This is a genomic window from Dokdonella sp., from assembly GCF_019634815.1.
Lineage (GTDB): Bacteria > Pseudomonadota > Gammaproteobacteria > Xanthomonadales > Rhodanobacteraceae > Dokdonella_A.
The window spans coordinates 48617-69493 of sequence record NZ_JAHCAP010000003.1; the positions used below are offsets into that span (position 1 = coordinate 48617).

18 protein-coding genes are annotated in these 20877 nt (G+C 65.1%); 14 read left to right on the forward strand and 4 right to left on the reverse strand.

Translation table 11 applies throughout. From position 1 onward, the window contains the following. Window positions 1-8: 8 nt before the first annotated feature. From KF759_RS02635 to KF759_RS02675, 9 genes are all read left to right on the forward strand, one after another. Window positions 9-1217, forward strand: coding sequence for an argininosuccinate synthase (locus KF759_RS02635; protein ID WP_291222856.1), 1209 nt, complete (start codon window positions 9-11; stop codon window positions 1215-1217). After that, window positions 1214-2311, forward strand: a complete 1098-nt coding sequence (locus tag KF759_RS02640) for an acetylornithine deacetylase (RefSeq protein WP_291222857.1) — start codon at window positions 1214-1216, stop codon at window positions 2309-2311. The genes KF759_RS02635 and KF759_RS02640 overlap by 4 nt, the downstream gene beginning before the upstream one ends. After that, the gene (locus tag KF759_RS02645) at window positions 2308-3630 is read left to right on the forward strand and encodes an acetylglutamate kinase (RefSeq protein ID WP_291222858.1); all 1323 of its coding nucleotides are present in this window, start codon (window positions 2308-2310) and stop codon (window positions 3628-3630) included. Before KF759_RS02640 ends, KF759_RS02645 begins: the two co-directional genes overlap by 4 nt. 4 nt (window positions 3631-3634) lie before the next feature. Next, window positions 3635-4585, forward strand: a complete 951-nt coding sequence (gene argC / locus KF759_RS02650) for an N-acetyl-gamma-glutamyl-phosphate reductase (protein ID WP_291222859.1) — start codon at window positions 3635-3637, stop codon at window positions 4583-4585. Continuing rightward, window positions 4578-5873 carry an argininosuccinate lyase gene (locus KF759_RS02655; protein ID WP_291222860.1) on the forward strand — a complete coding sequence of 432 codons (1296 nt, stop codon included), beginning with the start codon at window positions 4578-4580 and terminating at the stop codon, window positions 5871-5873. The genes argC and KF759_RS02655 overlap by 8 nt, the downstream gene beginning before the upstream one ends. A gap of 30 nt (window positions 5874-5903) precedes the next feature. Beyond that, complete coding sequence (gene proB, locus KF759_RS02660) at window positions 5904-7061, forward strand: glutamate 5-kinase (protein ID WP_291222861.1); 1158 nt, start codon at window positions 5904-5906, stop codon at window positions 7059-7061. After that, the gene (locus KF759_RS02665; RefSeq protein ID WP_291222862.1) at window positions 7058-8323 is read left to right on the forward strand and encodes a glutamate-5-semialdehyde dehydrogenase; all 1266 of its coding nucleotides are present in this window, start codon (window positions 7058-7060) and stop codon (window positions 8321-8323) included. The genes proB and KF759_RS02665 overlap by 4 nt, the downstream gene beginning before the upstream one ends. 63 nt (window positions 8324-8386) lie before the next feature. Further along, window positions 8387-9403, forward strand: a complete 1017-nt coding sequence (locus KF759_RS02670; protein WP_291222863.1) for a PIG-L family deacetylase — start codon at window positions 8387-8389, stop codon at window positions 9401-9403. A 260-nt stretch (window positions 9404-9663) separates the two neighbouring features. Next, window positions 9664-10026 (forward strand): hypothetical protein, encoded by a 363-nt coding sequence (locus tag KF759_RS02675; protein ID WP_291222864.1) that lies wholly within the window; start codon window positions 9664-9666, stop codon window positions 10024-10026. 141 nt (window positions 10027-10167) lie between these two features. Here KF759_RS02675 and KF759_RS02680 read toward each other — a convergent pair whose 3' ends face one another. Further along, window positions 10168-11109: a DMT family transporter gene (locus tag KF759_RS02680; RefSeq protein WP_291222964.1), complete on the reverse strand. Its 942-nt coding sequence runs from the start codon at window positions 11107-11109 to the stop codon at window positions 10168-10170. An 88-nt stretch (window positions 11110-11197) separates the two neighbouring features. Between KF759_RS02680 and KF759_RS02685 the strand changes: the two genes are divergently transcribed. Beyond that, the gene (locus KF759_RS02685; RefSeq protein WP_291222865.1) at window positions 11198-11974 is read left to right on the forward strand and encodes an aminotransferase class IV; all 777 of its coding nucleotides are present in this window, start codon (window positions 11198-11200) and stop codon (window positions 11972-11974) included. Between the two features lie 301 nt (window positions 11975-12275). Then, window positions 12276-12986: a CsgG/HfaB family protein gene (locus tag KF759_RS02690; RefSeq protein WP_291222866.1), complete on the forward strand. Its 711-nt coding sequence runs from the start codon at window positions 12276-12278 to the stop codon at window positions 12984-12986. Window positions 12987-13060: 74 nt separating this feature from the next. Here KF759_RS02690 and KF759_RS02695 read toward each other — a convergent pair whose 3' ends face one another. From KF759_RS02695 to KF759_RS02705, 3 genes are read right to left on the reverse strand one after another with little or no spacing between them, the layout of a single operon-like run. After that, a complete protein-coding gene (locus tag KF759_RS02695; RefSeq protein ID WP_291222867.1) occupies window positions 13061-14605 on the reverse strand; it encodes a pseudouridine synthase in 1545 nt (514 codons plus the stop codon). Continuing rightward, window positions 14602-15336, reverse strand: coding sequence for an SMC-Scp complex subunit ScpB (gene scpB / locus KF759_RS02700; RefSeq protein WP_345777414.1), 735 nt, complete (start codon window positions 15334-15336; stop codon window positions 14602-14604). The genes KF759_RS02695 and scpB overlap by 4 nt, the downstream gene beginning before the upstream one ends. A gap of 31 nt (window positions 15337-15367) precedes the next feature. Beyond that, window positions 15368-16246 (reverse strand): ScpA family protein, encoded by an 879-nt coding sequence (locus KF759_RS02705; RefSeq protein ID WP_291222868.1) that lies wholly within the window; start codon window positions 16244-16246, stop codon window positions 15368-15370. A 467-nt stretch (window positions 16247-16713) separates the two neighbouring features. On the opposite strand from KF759_RS02705, the gene KF759_RS02710 reads away from it, so the two are divergent. The 3 genes from KF759_RS02710 to smc all read left to right on the forward strand — a co-directional run bounded on the left by KF759_RS02710 (window position 16714) and on the right by smc (window position 20858). Continuing rightward, window positions 16714-17013, forward strand: coding sequence for a YciI family protein (locus tag KF759_RS02710; protein ID WP_291222869.1), 300 nt, complete (start codon window positions 16714-16716; stop codon window positions 17011-17013). Beyond that, window positions 17010-17276: a BolA family protein gene (locus KF759_RS02715; protein ID WP_291222870.1), complete on the forward strand. Its 267-nt coding sequence runs from the start codon at window positions 17010-17012 to the stop codon at window positions 17274-17276. The genes KF759_RS02710 and KF759_RS02715 overlap by 4 nt, the downstream gene beginning before the upstream one ends. Before the next feature lie 84 nt (window positions 17277-17360). Beyond that, complete coding sequence (gene smc / locus KF759_RS02720; RefSeq protein ID WP_291222871.1) at window positions 17361-20858, forward strand: chromosome segregation protein SMC; 3498 nt, start codon at window positions 17361-17363, stop codon at window positions 20856-20858. Window positions 20859-20877: the final 19 nt, after the last annotated feature.

Here is a 20877-nt window from a genome sequence, read left to right on the forward strand (position 1 = left end):
GAATGACGATGACGACCAACAAGGACATCGTGCTGGCATTTTCGGGCGGCCTCGACACGAGCTTCTGCGTGCCCTGGCTGAAGGAACGAGGCTGGGCCGTGCATACCGTGTTTGCCGATACCGGCGGCGTCGATGCGCAGGAACGTGCCTATATCGAGCAACGCGCCGCAGAACTCGGCGTTGCCTCGCACGTCACCATCGATGGTGGGCCGGCGCTATGGCGTGACTTCGTCAAGCCTTTCGTGTGGGCTGGCGAGGCCTACCAAGGCCAGTATCCACTGCTGGTTTCCGATCGGTATCTGATCGTCGATGCGTCGCTCGAGCGCGCGCGCGCACTGGGCACACGCGCGATCGCGCACGGCTGCACCGGCATGGGCAACGATCAGGTGCGCTTCGATCTTGCGGTCAAGGCGCAGGGCGACTGCGAGATCATTGCGCCGATCCGCGAGATCCAGAAGGAACACACACAAACACGCGCCTACGAGCAGCAGTTCCTGGAACAACGCGGATTCGGCGTGCGCGCCAAGCAGAAGGCCTACACGATCAACGAGAATCTGCTCGGTCTGACGATGTCGGGCGGCGAGATCGATCGTTGGCTTGCGCCCGGTGAAGGTGCGCAGGGCTGGTGCAAGCCGCGCGCCCAATGGCCGGAGGCGCCGTTGCGCGTGCGGGTGGGTTTCGAGCGCGGTGAAGCGGTCGCGCTGGATGGCGAACGTCTCGCCGGTGCAATGCTGCTCGCGCGGCTCAATGCGCTGTTCGCAGCCTATGGCGTGGGCCGCGGAATCTACACCGGCGACACCACCATCGGGCTCAAGGGTCGGATCATCTTCGAAGCACCCGGCCTCATCGCTCTGCTCGCCGCGCATCGCGCGCTCGAGGAAGCAGTGCTCACCAAGCAACAAAACCGCTTCAAGCCCGATGTCGCGCGCAAGTGGATCGAACTGGTGTACGAGGGATTTTTCCACGATCCGCTCAAGACCGATCTCGAAGCCTTCCTCGCTTCGAGCCAGAGCTGCGTCGAGGGCGAGGTCGTGCTCGAGACGCATGGTGGCAACGTCGCTGCGGTCGAGATTCGTTCCACGCGCATCCTCAATGCCAAGGGCGCGACCTATGCGCAGAGCGCCGACTGGGGCGTCGCCGAAGCCGAGGGCTTCATCAAGCTCTACGGCATGAGCAGCACGCTGTGGGCCGAAGTCAATGCGGATCGGCGCGCATGAGCCAATTGCTCGATACCACGCTGGCGCATCTGCGTGTGCTGGTCGCCTTCGATACGCGCAACCCGCCGCGCGCGATCGACGGCGGCGGCATTTTCGCGTGGCTGCGCACGAATCTACCGGGTTTCGAATGCCGCGTGATCGATCACGGTGCGGGTGCGGTGAGCCTGTTGGCGATTCGCGGCAAACCGCGCTTGCTGTTCAACGTGCATCTGGACACGGTGCCCGACTCGCCGCACTGGAGTGCAAGTCCGTTCGAGCTGCGCGTCGATGGCGAACGTGCGGTCGGCCTCGGCGCTTGCGACATCAAGGGCGCGGCGGCCGCCTTGCTGGCGGCGGCGCAGGCAACACAGGGTGATGCCGCGTTCCTGTTCACGAGCGATGAGGAAGCCAACGATCCGCGCTGCATCGCTGCGTTTCTCGCCGGGTCGCAAGCGGACAGGTTCGATGGCGTGATCGTTGCCGAGCCGACGCATGGCGCGGCGGTGCTCGCGCATCGCGGCATCAGTTCGGTGCTGATGCGCTTTCATGGTCAGGCCGGGCATGCGTCAGCGCGTCAGGATCCGGCTGCGAGCGCCTTGCATCAGGCGCTGCGCTGGGGCGCGCGTGCGCTCGATCAGGTCGATGCACTCGCGCAGGAACGCTTTGGCGAACTCAGCGGCCTGCGTTTCAATGTCGGTCGCATCGAGGGTGGCATCAAGGCCAATGTGATCGCGCCGGAGGCCGAGCTGCGCTTCGGCTTCAGACCGTTGCCATCGATGGATGTGGATGCCTTGCTCGCGCAATTTCGTGCGCTGTTGCCCGTCGCGGGCAGCGAGTTCAGCGAGACCTTCCGCGGCCCGGCGCTGCCGGCGAGCAAGCCGGCGCAGGCGCAGGAGGCGCGTGCCCGGGCGCAGGCACTCGCCAATTCGCTGGGTTTGCCGATCGGCGCCGCGGTCGACTTCTGGACCGAAGCCGCGCTGTTCTCGCAGGCCGGGAAAACCGCCTTCGTGTATGGCCCGGGCGACATCGCCCAGGCACACAGTGCCGATGAGTGGGTTGCGCTCGATCAGTTGCAGGCCTACGTCACCCAAGTCCACCGGATCCTGCAAGCATGAATGAGCAGACCCATCTGCAGATGCGCCAGACCATCGTGCGACTGCTGTCGAGCATGGCCAGCGCGCGCGAGATCGATCAATACCTCAAGCGCTTTTCGCAGCTCGATGCCAAGCGCTTCGCGGTGGTCAAGGTCGGTGGCGCGGTGCTCCGCGATGATCTCGACGCGCTCACTTCCTCGCTCGCCTTCCTGCAACAGGTCGGCCTGACCCCGATCGTCGTTCACGGCGCGGGCCCGCAGCTCGACGAGGAGCTCGCTGCCGCCGGCATCGCCAAGCAGACCGTGAACGGCCTGCGCGTGACTTCGGCGCAGACGTTGGCGATCGTGCGCCGCGTGTTTCAGGCGCAGAACCTCAATCTGGTCGAGGCGCTGCAGCAGGTCGATGCGCGCGCCACCTCGGTGCTCTCGGGCGTGTTCGAGGCCGAGGCGATCGATGCGGCGACGCTTGGCCTCGTCGGTCGCGTGAGCCGCGTCAACCTTGCACCGATCGAAGCGAGCCTGCGTGCCGGATCGATTCCGGTGATCGCCTCGCTCGGTGAAACCGAAGCAGGGCAGATCCTCAATATCAACGCCGATTTCGCCGCCAACGAGCTGGTGCGCGTGTTGCGCCCTTACAAGATCATCTTCCTCACCGGCACCGGCGGCCTGCTTGACGAGCAGGGCAAGGTGATCGATTCGATCAACCTGAGCACCGAGTACGAGCGATTGGTGAAACAACCATGGCTCAATGGCGGCATGCGCGTGAAGATCGAGCAGATCAAGGAATTGCTCGATCATCTGCCGCTGTCCTCGTCGGTGTCGATCACGCGACCCGATGAGCTGGCCAAGGAGCTGTTCACGCACAAGGGTTCGGGTACGCTGGTACGGCGCGGCGAGCGCGTGCACGTGCATGAGGACTGGGATGGCATTGACCGCGAACGCCTGCGCGCACTCATCGAAGCGAGCTTCAAGCGTCGCCTCGTCGCCGACTATTTCGAGCGCACCAAACCCTGCAAGGTGTATTTGAGCGAGAACTACCGCGCCGCGCTGATCCTCACGCGCGAGGCGGGCATGACCTATCTCGACAAGTTCGCGGTCGCCGATGATGCACAGGGCGAGGGTCTGGGTCGCGCGGCCTGGCAGGTGATGCGCGCCGACAATCCGAGCCTGTTCTGGCGCTCGCGCCACGGCAATCCGATCAATCCGTTCTACTACGCCGAGTCCGACGGCTGCTGGAAGCAGCCGCGCTGGAAGGTGTTCTGGTATGGCATCGATGATCTCGCCGCGATCGACCAGTGTCTGGTGCACTGCCGCGACCGCCAACCCACCCTGATGGACTGAATCCATGCACAAGGCAACCGTCGGCATAGTCGGCGCACGCGGCCACACCGGGGCGGAGCTGATTCGCCTGATTGCGCGCCACCCGCAGCTTGAACTCGCTTTCGTTTCCTCGCGTGAACTCGACGGCGAGCGCGTGAGCGAGCAGGTCGCGGGATACACGGGCGAGCTGCGCTACGAAAGCCTGGCGCATGACGCGGTGGCGTTCAGGCGCGCCGATGTCGTCGTGCTGGCCCTGCCCAATGGCAAGTCGCAGGAATTTGTCGCTGCGATCGATGCGCTCAAGCCCGACACGCTGATCGTCGATCTGTCGGCCGATCATCGCTTCGACGAGACCTGGTACTACGGCCTTCCCGAACTCACGCGCGCGCAGGCTGCGGGTCGCAGACGCATTGCCAATCCGGGTTGCTATGCGACCGCAATACAGCTGGCGATAGCGCCAGTCAAAGACCAACTCGCCGCGCCTCCGGCCTGCTTCGGCGTGTCGGGCTATTCGGGCGCGGGCACGACGCCGTCCGAGCGCAACGATCCCGCCAAGCTGCGCGACAACCTCATGCCTTATGCGCTGACCAATCATATCCACGAGCGCGAAGTCACGCGCCAGTTGGGTCTGCCGGTCGAATTCATGCCACATGTGGCGCCGCACTTCCGTGGCATCACGATGACGGTCAATCTGTGGCTGCAACAGGCGGTCACGCTTGCGCAGGTGGAGGAAGCTTTCCGCAGCTTCTATGCGCATGAGCCGTTGGTGCGCATCACCGAATCGGTGCCGTGGGTGAGTGCGATCGCGGGCCGTCACCATGTCGAGATCGGCGGCTTCAGCGTGGCGCCAGGCGGCAAGCGCGTGGTGGTGGTTGCGACGATCGACAACCTGCTCAAGGGCGCGGCGACGCAGGCGCTGCAGAACATCAACCTCGCGCTGGGCCATCCCGAACTGGAGGGCATTCCCCATGACTGACTTGCTGTGGCAGAAGGCCGGCGTGCGTACCGACGAGCGCATCATGCAGTTTCTCGCCGGCGATGACGTGATCCTCGATTGCGAGTTTTTCCTGCACGACATCGAGGCGAGCAAGGCGCATGTCGGCGGACTGCTCAACATCGGCTTGCTGTCTGCGGACGAGCACGCCGTGCTGGCGCGCGAACTCGACACGCTGGCCGAGGATTTTCGCGCCGGCCGCTTTGTGCTCGATGCGCGCTTCGAGGATGGCCATTCCGCGATCGAGGCACGTCTGAGCGAGCGACTGGGCGATGCCGGACGCAAGGTTCACAGCGGACGCAGCCGTAACGACCAGATTCTTGTCGCGACCCGACTGTGGCTGAAGGCACGTCTGGGCGATTTGCTGGAGTCTTGCCGCGCGGTCGCGCGCATCTGTCTTGAACGCGCCGCGGGAGAGGACTTGCCGCTGCCGGGCTACACCCATCTGCAGCGCGCAGTGGTGTCATCGACTGCACTGTGGTTTGCGGGTTTTGCCGAAGCCTTCATCGACAATGCACGTCGTGCGCACGACACCTTGACTTGGGTCGATGCCAATCCGCTCGGCACTGCAGCGGGCTATGGCGTCAACCTGCCGCTCGATCGGCAGCACAGCACGAACGCGCTCGGTTTCGCGCGCATGCAGATCAATCCGATCTACGCGCAGCTCTCGCGCGGCAAATTCGAGATCGCTGCGCTTGATGCGCTCGGCGGCGCGCTGCTTGACCTGCGACGTCTGGCCTGGGATCTGTCGCTGTTCACCACAGCCGAGTACGGCTTCGTGCAACTGCCGGGTGAGTACACCACCGGCAGTTCGATCATGCCCAACAAACGCAATCCCGACGTGATTGAACTCATGCGCGCGAGTTACGCAAGCCTGGCCGCGGCGCGCTGCGAGATCGAGCAACTGCTGTCCTTGCCGTCGGGCTACCAGCGTGACCTGCAGTTCTCCAAGGGCGCGATCGTGCATGGCTTCGGACGCGGACTTGCCGCGCTCGCGCTGCTTCCCGACCTCTTGGCGCAAATGCAGTGGAATGCGTCGGCGATGCTCAGCGCGATCGAGCCGTCAATGTATGCGACCGATGTCGCGATCGAGCAGGCGGCAGCGGGTGTGCCGTTTCGCGATGCCTATCGCAAGGCCGCGGACGATGCCGGCAAGGCGGGTGCGGGTCGCACACCGCAGGCGAGTCTCGCGGCGCGCGTTTCACCCGGTGCCGCCGCGGATCTGCGCCTGGACGAACTGCGCGCGCGGTTGCGCGCACTGGAAACCTGAATCACGTCATTGAGGCTCCTGCGGGCAGCCATGGCATGGGGGAAGAGCATGGGGAGCGGATTCACGCAGCAGGCATTGCCGACTTGGCGGCGCGCGGTGCTCAAGGTCGGCAGCAGTCTGCTCGCCGATCGCGACGGCAATCTGTCCGATCGCACTGCGCGCGGCCTCGCGGCGTTCATCACGGCCGCACGCGCAGTCGGTCACGAAGTCGTGCTGGTGTCCTCGGGCGCGGTCGCGGCCGGACGTGCGCAGGTGCCGACCACGCCGCGCAAGGGCGGGGGGCTGGTCTTGCGTCAGGCCTTGGCCGCGCTTGGGCAGACGCGCATGATCGGACTCTGGCAGGGCCTGCTCGCGATGCCGGTAGCCCAGGTCCTGCTCAGTCACGATGACCTGCGTGATCGCCGCCGCTATCTCAACGCGCGCAATACCTTGCTCGAACTGCTGCGCCTGCATGCCGTGCCGATCATCAACGAGAACGACACGGTTGCGGTCGAGGAGCTCAAGCTCGGTGACAACGACAATCTCGCGGCGATCGTCGCCGCGCTGGTCGATGCCGACCTGCTCCTGATCGCCAGTGACGTCGATGGTCTCTACGACGCGCATCCCTTGCATGATCCCGCGGCGCGCCCGATCGAGCGGGTGGATGCGATCACGCCGGCCGTGCTCGCGGTGGCCGGCGGCAGTGGCAGCGCGGTGGGCACCGGCGGCATGCGCACAAAACTCGAGGCCGCAAGCAAGGCGGGCAAGGCCGGCATCGCGACGGCGCTGTTCAATGGCGCCGATGCCGATACGGTCGCCTTGCTCGCGCGTGGATGCCTGCGTGGCACGCACTTCGCCGCGGCCGGTTCGCGCCTCGCGGCGCGCAAGTACTGGTTGCGCCATGCGCCTGGAACGCAGGGATGGGTGCGGGTCGATGCGGGCGCGGCGGCGGCGCTGCGCTGCGGCGCTTCCTTGCTCCCCGGCGGTGTCGTCGGGATTGACGGCGAGTTTGCGCGCGGCGATCTGGTCGACATCGTCGATGGCGCGGGTAGCGCCTTTGCGCGCGGTCTGTGCCAGTACGCCGCCGGTTCGGCCCGGCGCATTGCCGGTCGGCACACACGCGAGATCGAAGCCTTGCTTGGCTACTCTTACGGCGAGGAAATGATACGCCGCGATGACCTCGTGCTGTTCGACGAGGCCGTGGCATGAGCGTTTCGGTGCGCGAACTGGCCCTGCAGGCGCGCGCCGCAGCGCTGGAGATCGCCGCGCTGTCTGGCGAGCGCAAGCGCGTGGCGCTGGCGGCGATGGCCGATCGAATTGAACAGCATGCGCCGCAGATCCTTGCCGCCAATACGCGCGATGTCGCGGCAGCGCAGTCACGTGGCGCCGCTTCACACCTGATCGATCGGCTGCGTCTGGATGCGACACGGCTCGCTGCGGTGGCTGCGGCGGTACGTGCGGTGGCCGCCTTGCCCGATCCGGTCGGTCAGCTGACCCATCGCGAATCGCGACCCAACGGCCTCGTCATCGAGCGCGTGCGCATCCCGCTCGGCCTGATCGCGATGATCTACGAAGCCCGGCCGAACGTGACCGCCGATGCGGCCGCACTGTGCTTCTTTGCCGGCAACGCGGTGCTGCTGCGGGGTGGATCGGAGGCTTTGGAGAGCAATCGCGCGATCGCCACGGCGCTGCGCGAGGCGCTGCATGGCCAAGGCCTGCCGCCCGCCGCAGTCACCCTGATCGAAGATCCACGCCGCGAATGCGTGCTCGAACTCCTGCAACTGCACGGGCTGATCGATCTGGCGATTCCGCGTGGCGGCGAGAGCCTGATCCGCTTCGTGGTCGAACACGCGCGCGTGCCAGTGATCCAGCACTACAAGGGCGTGTGTCACCTGTATGTCGATGCTGCCGCTGATCCACAGCTTGCGCTGCGTCTGTTGATCGACGGCAAGACCACGCGGCCCGCGGTCTGCAACGCGCTGGAAACGCTGCTCGTGCATGCCGAAATCGCCGCCGCCTTCCTGCCCGCAGCACTCGCAGAGTTGCATGTGCGTGGCGTCGAAGTGCGTGGCTGCGAGCGTAGCCGCGCGCTGGGTCCGCATGTGATCGCCGCAAGGGAAGCCGACTTCGGCTGCGAGTTCCTCGATCGCATCATCGCCGTGCGCGTGGTCGAGGATTTCGAGGCCGCGATTGACCATATTCGCCGTCATGGTTCGGATCACACCGAAGTCATCGCCACTTCGGATCCGGCAACCGTGGAGCGCTTCGTCGATGCACTGCGCAGCGCGGTGGTGATGGTCAATGCCTCGTCGCGTTTCAGCGATGGCGGTGAATTGGGTCTGGGTGCCGAAATCGGCATCTCGACCTCGCGCCTGCATGCCTACGGGCCGATGGGCGCGCAAGCGCTGACGATCGAGCGCTTCGTCGTGCGTGGCGACGGACAGGTGCGGCATCCCTTGTCGAGTCCGTGACGCGCAAGGATGCGGCTGCTGTTGGGCTATGCTTGCGGGGCACCGCCTGGAGTAGCCTGTTCGATGCGACCGCAGTCGCCGGAAATTCGCTTTGCGCCACGCGATCGCCTGTTGGTGCTTGCCCCCCATCCCGATGACGAGACCCTTGCCAGTGGCGAACTGATTCAGCTCGCACTCGCGGCAGGCGCCCATGTGCGCGTGTTGTTCGTGACTGACGGCGAGAACAATCCCTGGCCGCAACGCTGGATGGAAATGCGGCTGTGGATCAACGCCGCCGCACGCCGGCGCTGGGGTGAGCGTCGGCGCGGAGAAGCCGTCGCGGCCCTGAAGGTGCTCGGTGATGGCGCGATCACGTTCCGCTTTCTCGGATTTGCCGACCAGAGCGTGACCGCAGCGCTGATGGATGATGATGCGCTGCTTGTCGCTCTGGCCGCGGAGGTAACGGGTTTCGCGCCGACTCACCTGGTGGCGCCAGCGCTGGGCGATCGGCATCCCGATCACAGTGCCCTGCACATCCTGAGCGAACTTGCGCTGCTGCAGACGGGGCATTCCTGTGTTCGCCTGACTTATCTCGTCCACGGCCCTGGTCGGGGATACGGTGAATCGAGCGCTGCGCAAGAACGCCAGCAGCGCAAGCTCGAAGCACTGGCGTGTCATGCCAGCCAGCTGGGCCTCAGTCGTGGCCGCCTGCAGCGGATCGCGCGTGCCCCGGAGCGTTTTGCGATCGCAGCATGGACGCCAACCAGCTCGTCAGCCGGTGAGGCGGACCGCCTGCGGATCGCAATGGATGTCGGTGTCGGATCGTCGCTGCGACATCACATTCTGGTGGTGGTCGCGGGCGAGCAAGGGATCTGGCGCGCACGCGTGCGCCTGCCACTACTGCCGCGTGCCGGAATGAGTCTGGAAGTTCTCGGAGACAGTCCGCTCCAGCTGCACCTGGACGGCGGGATGATCGTGATTCCCTGTCCCTCCGGCGCCGGGAAGATCAGCAATGCGTGGATGAAGCTGCATCGCCGCGAACCTCGCTTGGTGGTCTTCGACAAGCAGACTTGGCAGGCCCTGGTGCGTGTTGATTGCTGAGACAGCAGGACTGCCGAGGACCGTCATGGCTCCGGTGAGGGTGGGTGCGAGGTGGAATCGATCGAACCTGCACATACAAAAAGTGATATAAAACAGTTATCTAACGTACATACCGCATCTTGTACTTTATTGCGCGTAACAGTTTTCTCACGTGTTACCGGGCATAATCCCTTTCCCGATCCTGGTTCAACCCCTTGCGTACCTTCGCGCACTGGCCTTGCGGCTGGATCGGTTGACTGTCCTGAATTTGCGAGGTTGAAATGACCTACGACATCGGCATTGGCCGTTGCATGGAAATCGGCGACGACACCGTCGTCGTCAAGTTGGAAAGCGTCATGGTCGAGCGACTGTCCCCGGGTTACCCGTGGCAACGCCCAGGTACCACCACCCTGCGCTTCAAACGCGATTTGTGCAGCGCCGCGCGCCCGCCGCAGCCGGACCGCGAAGTCTTCGTCGATCGCGCCGCGCTGTCGCGCAGGACGATGGGTGCGCTCGACCTGGCCGGCAACGGCAAGACGATTTCAGTCGACCTGCGGGCCTTGTTGACCAATCTGGACCCGCAGCCATCGGCCGGGCCACAGCCCAAAGGCGGCCCGGGCTCGCGCAAGAGCGCACCGCGCTGATTCCGATGTGATCTCGATCGGGGCGGCATGTCAGCGACGTGCCGGCCCGATTGTTTTTGCATTCAATGCAAGGGATTGCTTGACGCACTTCAGGAGGAATGGCGCCCTGGATGCGAATGACTTCGTGGCTCGCACAAGGTTTCAATCGACCAATTGCTTGGCCTCGGAGGTGCCGAGGATCTCGGCATGTGCGACCGTGCGCTTCCCGCCCAGCAAGGGATGCAGGAAGACGGCAAGCAGGATCGTCCCTGCACCGGCATAGAAGGTCAGCGTGAGTTCGCGCTGCTCGCCCAGGAGCAGCGCTGCCAGAATGATCGCGTAGACCGGTTCCAGATTTGTCGCCAGTTGTGCCGCGAACGCACTCATGTGGCGCAACGCAACAAGCGAGAGCGTGAACGGCAACAGCGTGCAGGCCAGCCCCAGGGCGAGCAGAAGCGCGCAGTCGCGGGGCCCCGGAATGGCAAGGATGTCGGCGGCCAACGGCGGAAACAACCAAGGCAGGGCAGGGGCAATCAGGGCCAGTGTGAGCGCCCCTGCGCCGAGTTCAAGTGCGGTCACGGCCATCGCGTCGGCATGTTCGACCAAGCGCTTGTTGAGCGATCCGAAGATCGCCACCAGCAGCGCCGACACCGTGCCGACGAGCAGGCCCAGCCGCATCGAGCCGGGCAAGCCGCCGACGACCAGGGCGACGCCGGGCAGGGCGGCAATCCCGATCACCAGTTCGCGCCACGAAAAACGGCGCCGCGCCAGCCACGGTTCGAGCAGGGCCGTCATCGGCGTCGCCAGCGCGATGCAGGTGGCGCCGACCGAGGCATTGGCAAGCTTGATCGAACCGTAGAACGTCAACCAATGCAGGGCGACCAGCACGCCGATGCCGGCGTAGGCGCCCAGCAGACGCGTCGGAATCGCGCGCAGGCCGCGCCACATTTTCGGCACCAGCGCCAACGCGACCACCACGATCAGCATGCGCCACCACACGATCGGCAACGCCTCCAGCGTGATCATCTTGCCGAGGATTGCGGTGAAGCCCCACAGCAGCACGCAGAAGTGGATTTGCCATTGAGCTTTCGCAGCGGGCGACAGGGTGCTCACGAATCGGGACAATGGCGGCAATCAGGGCTGCGCATCGTAGCGCAGCGGGAGCTTGCGCATGTGGCCACCTCGATGGACCTTGAATGGCGAAACCGCCACGCTCGAAGCCATCGCCAGTCTGGCCGGCAACAACTATGGCCATTTCACCGCACTGCAGGCGCGTGCCGGGCTCATCCAGGCTTGGCCGCTGCATTTGGCGCGGCTGCAGGCAGCAACGCGCGAGCTGTTCGGCAAGGAGCTTGCCGCTGAACCGTTGCGTGCCTGGTTGCACGATGCCCTGCGCGGGCAGGATGCCGCAGTGCGCATCAGCGTGTTTTCGCGTGCGTTCGATCGTGACCGGCCGTCGCGTGCGGCCACGCCCGATGTGCTGATTGCGCTCCATCCGCCCCGTGTTCGCAGCACGGGACCGCTGCGGGTGTGCAGCGTCGTCCATCAGCGTGAAGCGCCGCACATCAAGCATCTGGGCAGTTTCGGCCTGTTCAATCAGCGTCGTCTGGCGCAACAGCGCGGGTTCGATGATGCGCTGTTCCTGGGCGTCGACGGTTGCGTGTCCGAAGGCACGACCTGGAACCTCGGCTTTCACGACGGCGAGCGGATTGTGTGGCCGGCTGCGCCCATGCTTGACGGGATATCGATGCAGTTGCTCAAGGAGGGGCTGGCGCGACTGGGCGTCCCCCAGATGACACGCCCACTCAGGTTGTCGGACCTGCGTGGCATGCGCAGCGCATTTTTTACCAACGCCGCGTGCGCATGCATGCCGCTGGCATGCATCGATGATCTCGTCTTTGAAGCCGATGCGGAAACTGTGGACTTGCTGCGAGCGGCGCTGGCGACCACGCCGTGGCAAGACCCTTGACGGCAGCGTGCTTGGCTTGCCGCTCCCATCGCCAATCCCATCCTTGTTTTGCGTTGCAGCAAGCGAGTGGTTGGCCTCTGCCGAGCCGGAATTTCGTGTATTGCATCGCAATGAAACCGTGAGCTGATTCCGCATCTCGATGCGTGATGGTGCCGGTCTGGCGTTGGATCACACCTGTTAGACTGCGCGCCGAGTTGCTTCGCAAGGCCGGATACGGGCATTCATTCGCATCCGATCCGAATTGGGGCGTGGCGGCGTACGGGTGTCAGTGTCGAAAACAACCGGAGTCGGGAGACAACAGATGAAGAAGTCGCATCTCGCAGTGGTCGTGGCCTTGTTTGGTTTTGCCGCCAGTGCCAGTGCATTGGCCGAAAGGCCCTCGATCGGCGTTGCCGAGTTCAAGAACGAATCAGGGGCGGGTTGGTGGCGTGGCGGCGTGGGCTGGGAGCTTTCCGGCATGCTCTCCAACGAACTGGCCAGCAGCGGACATTTCCGGGTCGTCGAACGCAACAAGCTCGAAAAAGTCCTTGAGGAACAGAATCTCGGCGCTTCCGGTCGCGTGCGCTCGGGAACCGCCGCCAAGATGGGGCAGGTCACCGGTGCCGAATATCTGGTGTTCGGTACAGTCACCGACTACGAAGAGAACACCGCAAGCACGGGCGGCGGCATCAGCTTCCGCGGCATTTCGCTGGGCGGCAAGAAGAGCCAAGCCTACGTGCGCGTCGATGTGCGCGTGGTCAATTCATCCACGGGTGACATCGAGTTCTCGCGCGCAATCGAAGGTCGCAGCTCGGGTGGCGGCATCAGCGTCGGCGTCTACCGCGGCGGCTTCGGTGGTGCTTTGGGCCACGAGGAAAACACGCCTGCCGGCAAGGCGATCGGTGCCGCGCTGGTCGAGATCAGCGAATACCTCGATTGCAAGATGGTCGTGCGTGGCAACTGCGAAGCCGAGTACGACGCCAAGGAAGCCAAGCGCCGTGCCGGAACCAAGAAGGCACTCAAGCTGGACTGATCGCGCGCACCAGCATGACAGGAAAACGGCGGGCATTGCCCGCCGATTTCTTGCGTAATCGAGGCGCGTCTCGATCAGCGACCGCGGCGCCCGCCACGACCGCCACCGGGACGGCGATTGCCGCCACCCGGACCCTCGTAGATCGAATTGCCGGGTGTTCCGCGATTGCCTGAATGCGGAGCATGGTTGCCGGACGACGGGGCGCGATTGCCCGACTGCGGGGCGCGATTGCCAGTGGGCCAGGCCTTTGGAGCGGGTGCAATGCGATTGCCGTGGACCTTGGGCGTTTGCGGTTGGAACTGGCCCGAGTGGAAGGACACTTCCTGACCCGGTCGTGCGCCGCGGCGCTTGCGGCCACCCGGTTGGGCGGCCGAATCAGGGAACCAGCTGCGCAATACGGCTGGGCTCAACCCCGGCTCGCTCCAGGGCCCGCCAGCGCCAGCCGATTTGCCGCGTGCCGGATCCTGCCCTCGCTGCGGGCGTTGTCCCTGGGCGCCACGATTCTGGCCCGGGCGACCTGCGCCTTGGGCATTGCCGGGGCCGCGGCCTTGCCCTTGTCCCGGACCACCACGCTTGCCAGCGCCGGGACCGCCACGACCTTGACGGGCGGGGCCGGCGCCTTTGGCGCCACGCTTGCCGCGTCCGGGCTTGCCTGCGCCCGCCCGCCACCCGTCGTCGCGCATGCGATCGAAGGCAGCGAATTCACGTGCTTCCTCGCCGCGCGCCCCGGTCCATGCTTGCTGCGCGCTCGGTGTTGGGCGGAATTCCGTGGGTGCGACTCGGCGCTGGCCAATCACCGGCGCAAGGGTGAGGCGGGGCTCCGCCTTGGGGATGCCGCTGCGCTGGCGCAATTCGATGATCTGTGCGGGATCAAGTTCCTGGTGGCGGCCGCGCAGCAGGCCGCGTGGCAACTCGACGCTGCCGTAGCGGATGCGCTTGAGGCGCGAGACCATCAGGCCCTGGGATTCCCACATGCGGCGCACTTCGCGATTGCGACCTTCACGGATCACCACCCGGAACCAGGAGTGACTGCTGCCGCGGCTGATCACGCCGATATCGTCAAAATGGGCGGGGCCATCTTCGAGCTCGACGCCGCTGCGCAGACGTTCGAGCACTTCGTCGGGAACTTCGCCATGCACGCGGCAGATGTACTCACGCTCGATCTCCGAACGCGGATGCATCAACGCATTGGCGAGTTCACCGTCGGTGGTGAGCAGGAGCAGCCCGGTGGTGTTGATGTCGAGACGACCCACGGCGATCCAGCGCGCGCCCTTGATCTGCGGCAGCTGTTCGAACACGGTCGGGCGTCCTTCCGGGTCCTCGCGCGTGGCAACCACACCGTCGGGCTTGTTGTAGAGGAGCACCTGCGCGTGTTCGGCATTGTCCGCCACGACCACGAAGCGCTTGCCATCGAGCTCGATGCGATCGCCGCTGCGCACGCTCTGACCGATGTTTGCGGTGGCGCCATTGAGCTGAACCTCGCCCGCTTCGATGCGCGTTTCGAGCATGCGCCGCGAGCCCAGGCCGGCGTTGGCGAGCACTTTGTGCAGACGCTCCTCAACCGAAGGTGCATCGGCACCGCGTTTGAGCGAGAGGATGGAGCGGGAGGAGGTGGTCATGCGGCGGTTTCCGGTGGTTCTTTGATGTGCTCGAGATCGGGCTCGGCAGGGTGATCCGGGGCGGATGCGGAAAGCAGTGCCGCGGGCGCGGCGTCATCGTCTGCATCGGCATCAGCATCAGCGTTTGCATCGGCATCGGCAGCAGCCAGATCCAGTGGCGCGGTGGGAATCGCTTCGTCGAAGGCGAACTGACGCTCGATTTCCTCGAGATCGTGGATCTCGCTCAGCGGCGGCAGCTCATCGAGCGACTTGAGCTTGAAGTAGTCGAGAAACTGGCGGGTGGTGCCAAGCAGGGCAGGTTTGCCGGGCAGGTCGCGGTGACCGACCACGCGAACCCAATCGCGCTCCTCGAGCGTGCGCACGATGTTGGTCGAGACCGCCACGCCGCGAATCGATTCGATTTCGGCACGCGTGATCGGCTGGCGATAGGCGATCAGGGCCAGCGTTTCGAGCAAGGCGCGGGAGTAGCGCGAAGGCTTCTCGGCCCACAGCTTGCCGACATGGGCATGTACGTCTTCGCATACCTGGTAGCGGTAGCCCGAAGCGACCTCGACCAGTTCGACGCCGCGTTCGGCGCAGTCTGCCTGCAGCGCTTCGATCGCCTTGGCCAATTGGTCGGGCGCGGGCATGTCGAACTCGTCGAACAGCGCGCCCAGCTGCGGCAGTGTCAGCGGATGCGAGGCCGCGAGCAGGGCGGCCTCGATGATGCGTTTGATCAGGGGCAATTCCATCAATGGGATGTCGGCTGGGAAATGGCGTTGGTCAGGCGGTGGCGGTGTCGGAATCGTCGGAATCGCCAACCGCCATCGACTTGAGGTAGATCGGCGCGAGTGCAACTTCTTGAATGATCTCGACCAGCTGCTCCTTGGCCAGTTCAAGCATGGCCAGGAAGGTGACGACCACACCCAGCCGCCCTTCGCTGACCTCGAACAGGCTTTCGAAGCGGTGGAAGCCGCCATCACCAAGCGCGGCCAGCACGTCGCTCATGCGGCTGCGCACATTGAGTGTCTCGCGCTGGATGGCGTGGTGGCCGTGCAGCTCGGCGCGCTTCATCACGTCCTTGAGTGCGAGCAGCAATTCGCGCAGATCGACCGGCGGCGGCAGGCGGACCACGTTGCGATCATCGACGACGAGATGGGCGAGCGCAAAATCGCGGTCCTGGCGCGGCAGGGCATCAATGTCCTCGGCGGCCTGCTTGAAGCGCTCGTATTCCTGCAGGCGCCGCACCAGTTCGGCGCGGGGATCGATCTCGCTGCCTTCTTCCTGCGGCGGCCGGGGCAGCAGCAGGCGCGACTTGATCTCGGCGAGGATCGCGGCCATCACCAGATACTCGGCCGCGAGTTCAAGCTTCATCTCGCGCATCATTTCGATGTAATCGACATACTGCCGGGTGATTTCGGCAATCGGGATGTCGAGGATGTCGAGGTTCTGGCGCCGGATCAGGTACAGCAGCAGGTCGAGCGGGCCTTCGAAAGCTTCGAGGATGACTTCCAGCGCGTCCGGCGGAATGTACAGATCCTGCGGAATCTCGAGCACGGGCTGACCACGTACCAGCGCCAGCGGGATTTCCTGCTGCTGCGGCTGCGGCGCGAACGGCGTGACGGATTCAGGTTCGTTGGATGGCTGGAAGGTCTGGTTCATGCTCGCCCCATGACGCCCGGCGCCTCACGACGCGGATGAGCACAGGTCATTGCCGATTGCGGGCTATGGAGCGGACCAGGGGATCCGCGCAAACGCCCACAACGATTCGGGGCCGGGTCGGAAGCCCGGCGAGTAAAAACAAGCTCAAGACGGGATCGGTTCGTGGAGCAAGCGCCATCGTCGCAAACGATGGGTCCGACCGATCAGTACGCGCATAGCCTACGGGCAAATGCGTGGCGGTGCAATCGCCTGCCGGAGGTGATTCTGTCCGCGGCGGGCACTCGGGCTGGCAAGGCATCGGGTAACATGGCCGGCCGTCCGACCCGTAGCCGCTTGCCGCGGGCAGTCGGTACGGCGGCCCCGCCGGTCGCGAAATGAAGCAGTCGGCAGCTTTGAGTCTTACCGATCCAATGGGCCGCCACCACGTGATGGAGTCCGTGCTCCCGGTTATTTGAGGAAGATTGCGCATGCTGTATGCCATCGTCGGCATCGATGTTGCCGATTCACTGTCGCGCCGCGGAGCCACACGAGCTGCGCACTTGCAGCGTCTCCATGAGCTGCACGAACAAGGGCGGCTGGTGCTGGCCGGGCCTTTCCCCGCGATCGATAGCGTCGTCCCGGGACCTGCAGGCTTCAGCGGCAGCCTGATCGTCGCCGAATTTCCCGATCTCGCCGCGGCGCAGGATTGGGCTGATGCCGACCCGTACGTCGCCTCCGGGGTCTATGCCAACGTGAGCGTGCGGCCATTCCGCAAGGTCCTGCCATGAGTGAACGCGTGAGCCTGATCCGTGAGCGGCTGGCGGCGTTGGCACCGACCGAACTGGAGATCGAGGATGAAAGTCACCGCCATGTCGGGCATGAGGGCGCACGCGATGGTCGCGGTCATTTCCGCGTGCGCATCGTCAGCATGGCGTTCGCCGGGATGCTGCCGCTGGCGCGTCATCGCGCCGTCTATGCCGCGTTGGGCGATCTCATGCAAACCGACATTCATGCGCTGAGCATCGACGCCCAGGTCCCTGCGCAGACCTGAACGGCGGGGTCCCGAGGGTATCGTGGCACTGTCACACAACAGGGCGGACGCAAGCGGCGTTCGCGTTTTCAAGGTAGAAGCGGCATGCGTCTGAGCACCATCAAACTGTCCGGGTTCAAGTCCTTCGTCGATCCGACGGTCCTGCACCTGCCCACCAACATGACCGGCGTGGTCGGGCCGAACGGCTGCGGCAAATCCAACATCATCGATGCGATCCGTTGGGTGATGGGCGAAAGCGCAGCCAGCCGGCTGCGCGGCGATGCGCTCACCGACGTGATCTTCTCGGGGTCATCCGGGCGCAAGCCGGTGGGCAGCGCGATGGTCGAGCTGTTGTTCGACAACAGCGATGGCGTGATTGGCGGCGAGTACGCGGGTTACAACGAGATTTCGGTCAAGCGCGTGGTCAGCCGCGACGGCCAGTCGCAGTACTACCTCAACGGCGTCCGTTGCCGTCGCCGTGACATCACCGATATTTTCCTGGGTACCGGTTTGGGGCCGCGCAGCTATTCGATCATCGAGCAAGGGATGATTTCGGAAATCGTCGAAGCCGATCCCGAACAGCTGCGCCACCATCTGGAAGAGGCCGCCGGCATCTCGAAATACAAGGAGCGGCGCAAGGAAACCGAAAGCCGCATCAAGGCCACGCGCGAGAACCTTGATCGCGTGCGCGACGTGCGCGATGAAGTCGACAAGCAGCTCGAACATCTCAAACGCCAGGCGCGCACTGCCGAACGCTGGCAGCAGCTCAAGGCCGAGCAGAAGGAAAAGGAAGCGCAGGTCAAGGCGTTGCAACTGCGCGGCGCACAGGCCGAGCTCGATGGCCACAGCGCCGCGCTGCGCCAAGTCGAATTGCGCATCGAGGAGCGACTGGCTGAGCAGCGACATGTCGAGCTCGCGCTGGAGCAGGGCCGGGAACGGCATGCGGTGGTGGCCGAAAACCTCAATTCGGTGCAGGCCGAGGTCTATCGGGTTGGTGCCGAAATAGCGCGCATCGAACAGCAGATTCAGCACGCTCGACAGCTGTCCGAGCAATTGGAACGGGCGCGCGTTGAAACCGATCGCGCGCATCTGGAACTGGGCCAGCACATCGATTCCGACCGCCAGCGCCTGGATGAGGCACGTGCCCATCTGGCCGAAGCCGAGCCGCGGATGGAAACCTTGCGCGAAGCCGACGCGAGCGCGGTCGAAAACCTGCGCGATGCCGAGGCGCGGCTCGCAGATTGGCAGATACTGTGGGACGCGCACGCACAATCGACCTCGACCGCGGGACAGGCGGCCGAAGTCGAGCGCACGCGTCTGGATTATCTCGACAGACAAGTGCTCGCGGCCGACCAGCGACGCAGCACGCTGGAAGCCGAGCGCGGCGCAACGCGGCTCGATGAGTTGGGCCAGGCGCTGGCACAGCTGGAAGAAGAGCACACCCTGCTGCGCGAGCGGGTCGAAGAGAACACCGCGAGTTTGGATGAGCGCCGCAGTCTCGCCGAGACGGCATTGGAAGTCGAGCGTGGCTTGCAGGCGGCCTTGTCGGCCAATCGCAGCCAGCTGGAAAGCTTGCGCGGTCGGCTTGGGTCGCTGGAGGCCTTGCAACATGCGGCGCTGGGCGAGAACGGCGCCGCGCGGGGCTGGCTCGAAGCCGCCGGCTTGGGGCAGGCGCGCCGACTCGGCGGCACCTTGCAGGTGGCTGCCGGTTGGGAGCGCGCCGTGGAGACCGTGCTCGACGGCTGGCTCGATGCGGTGCTGGTGGATGAGCCTGCGCGGCATGCCGCCGAGCTCGCCTCGCTGGAGGCTGCCGACCTTGCCTTGATGGCTGATGGCGAATCGTTCCAGGCGCCACCGGGATCGCTGGCCGAGCAAGTCGCCGGTCCGGCACCTGCGCGCGCCTTGCTTGCCCGCGTGCGTACCTGCGACACGCTGGCTGCGGCACGCGCCAGGGCCGCCGAGCTTGCAGTGGGTGAGTCGCTGGTGACGCCGGCCGGTGAGTGGTTCGGCCACGGTTTCGTGCGCGTACAGCGCGGTGCCGGCGCGCAGGTCGGCGTACTTGCGCGCGAGCGCGAGATCCGCGAGACCAGTCAGCAATTGGAAGCACTCGAAGGCGAGATTGCGCAGCAGATTGACCAACTCCAAGTCTGCAAGCAGCAGCGCATCGATGCCGAGCACGCGCGCGAGGAAGCCCAGCGCGATCTCTACACCGCGCACCGGCGACTGGCCGAGGTTGCCGGTCAGGTGCAAAGCCAGCGCGGCCGCATGGACAGCACCAACGAGCGCCTGCGACGAATCGACGAGGAACTTGACGAGGTGATCGGCAAACTCGATGCCGATGGCGAGCAGGCGCGTGAGGCGCGCAAGCGCCTGCAGGGTGCGCTCGACAGCATGGGCGAGCTCGAACGCCGCCGTCACGAACTCGATGGCGAGCGGCGCAGCCTGCTTGAAACCCGCGAGGAAGCGCGCATGAATGCGCGCGAGGCGGCCGATGCCGCTCATCAATTGGCGCTGTCGATCGAATCCCGGCGCAGCGCGGTCACTGCGCTCGATCAATCGCTCACCCGCATGCAGGCGCAGTTCGCCCAGCTGGATGCACGCCGCAGCGAGATTGCCGCGCAACTTCAATCCTCAAGCGATCCGCTGGCCGGCCTCGAAGACGAACGGCAAATGCATCTGGAGCAGCGCCTGGCAGTCGACAAGCGCATGGTCGAGGCGCGCCAGAGCGTGCAAGAGCATGACGCCCAGCTGCGCAAGCTGGAACAGGATCGCCACCAATTCGAGCAGAGCCTGACCGAGCAGCGCGAGCACGTGGCCGAGTTGCGCCTGCGCGAACAGGAGCATCGCCTGCGTGCGCAGGCCTTGGCCGGCGCGATCGCCGAGGCGGGTTTCGAACTCGAAGCGATCCTCGGCGCGCTGCCCGAACAAGCCGATGCCGAGCGTTGGCAGGGCGACCTCGTCGATCTCGAACAGAAGATCCGGCGGCTCGAACCGGTCAATCTTGCCGCGATCAGCGAGTACGAGGAACAGGCGTTGCGCAAGACCTATCTGGATTCGCAGCTCACCGATCTGGGCACCGCACTGGAGACGCTCGAGGGGGCGATCCGCAAGATCGACAAGGAGACGCGCGCGCGTTTCAAGGAGACTTTCGACCGCGTCAACACCGGCGTGCAGGAATTGTTTCCGCGCCTGTTTGGCGGCGGGCATGCGTATCTGGAACTCACTGGCGAGGATCTGCTGTCAACCGGCGTGTCGATCATGGCGCGGCCTCCGGGCAAGCGGGTGACCTCGATTTCCCTGCTTTCGGGCGGCGAAAAGGCGATGACTGCAGTGGCGTTGGTGTTCTCGATCTTCCGCCTCAACCCGGCACCGTTCTGCCTGCTCGACGAGGTCGATGCGCCGCTCGATGAGGCCAATGTGGGACGCTTCTCGTCGATGGTGGCTGAGATGAGCGCGCACGTGCAATTCATCTTCGTCACCCACAACAAGGGCACGATGGAGGCCGCACGCCAGTTGTGTGGCGTGACCATGCGCGAGCCCGGGGTGTCGCGATTGGTGCAAGTGGATCTCGAAGAAGCGGCTAAACTCGCAGGCGCGGCCTGAGCCGCGAGCGGAGGACTGG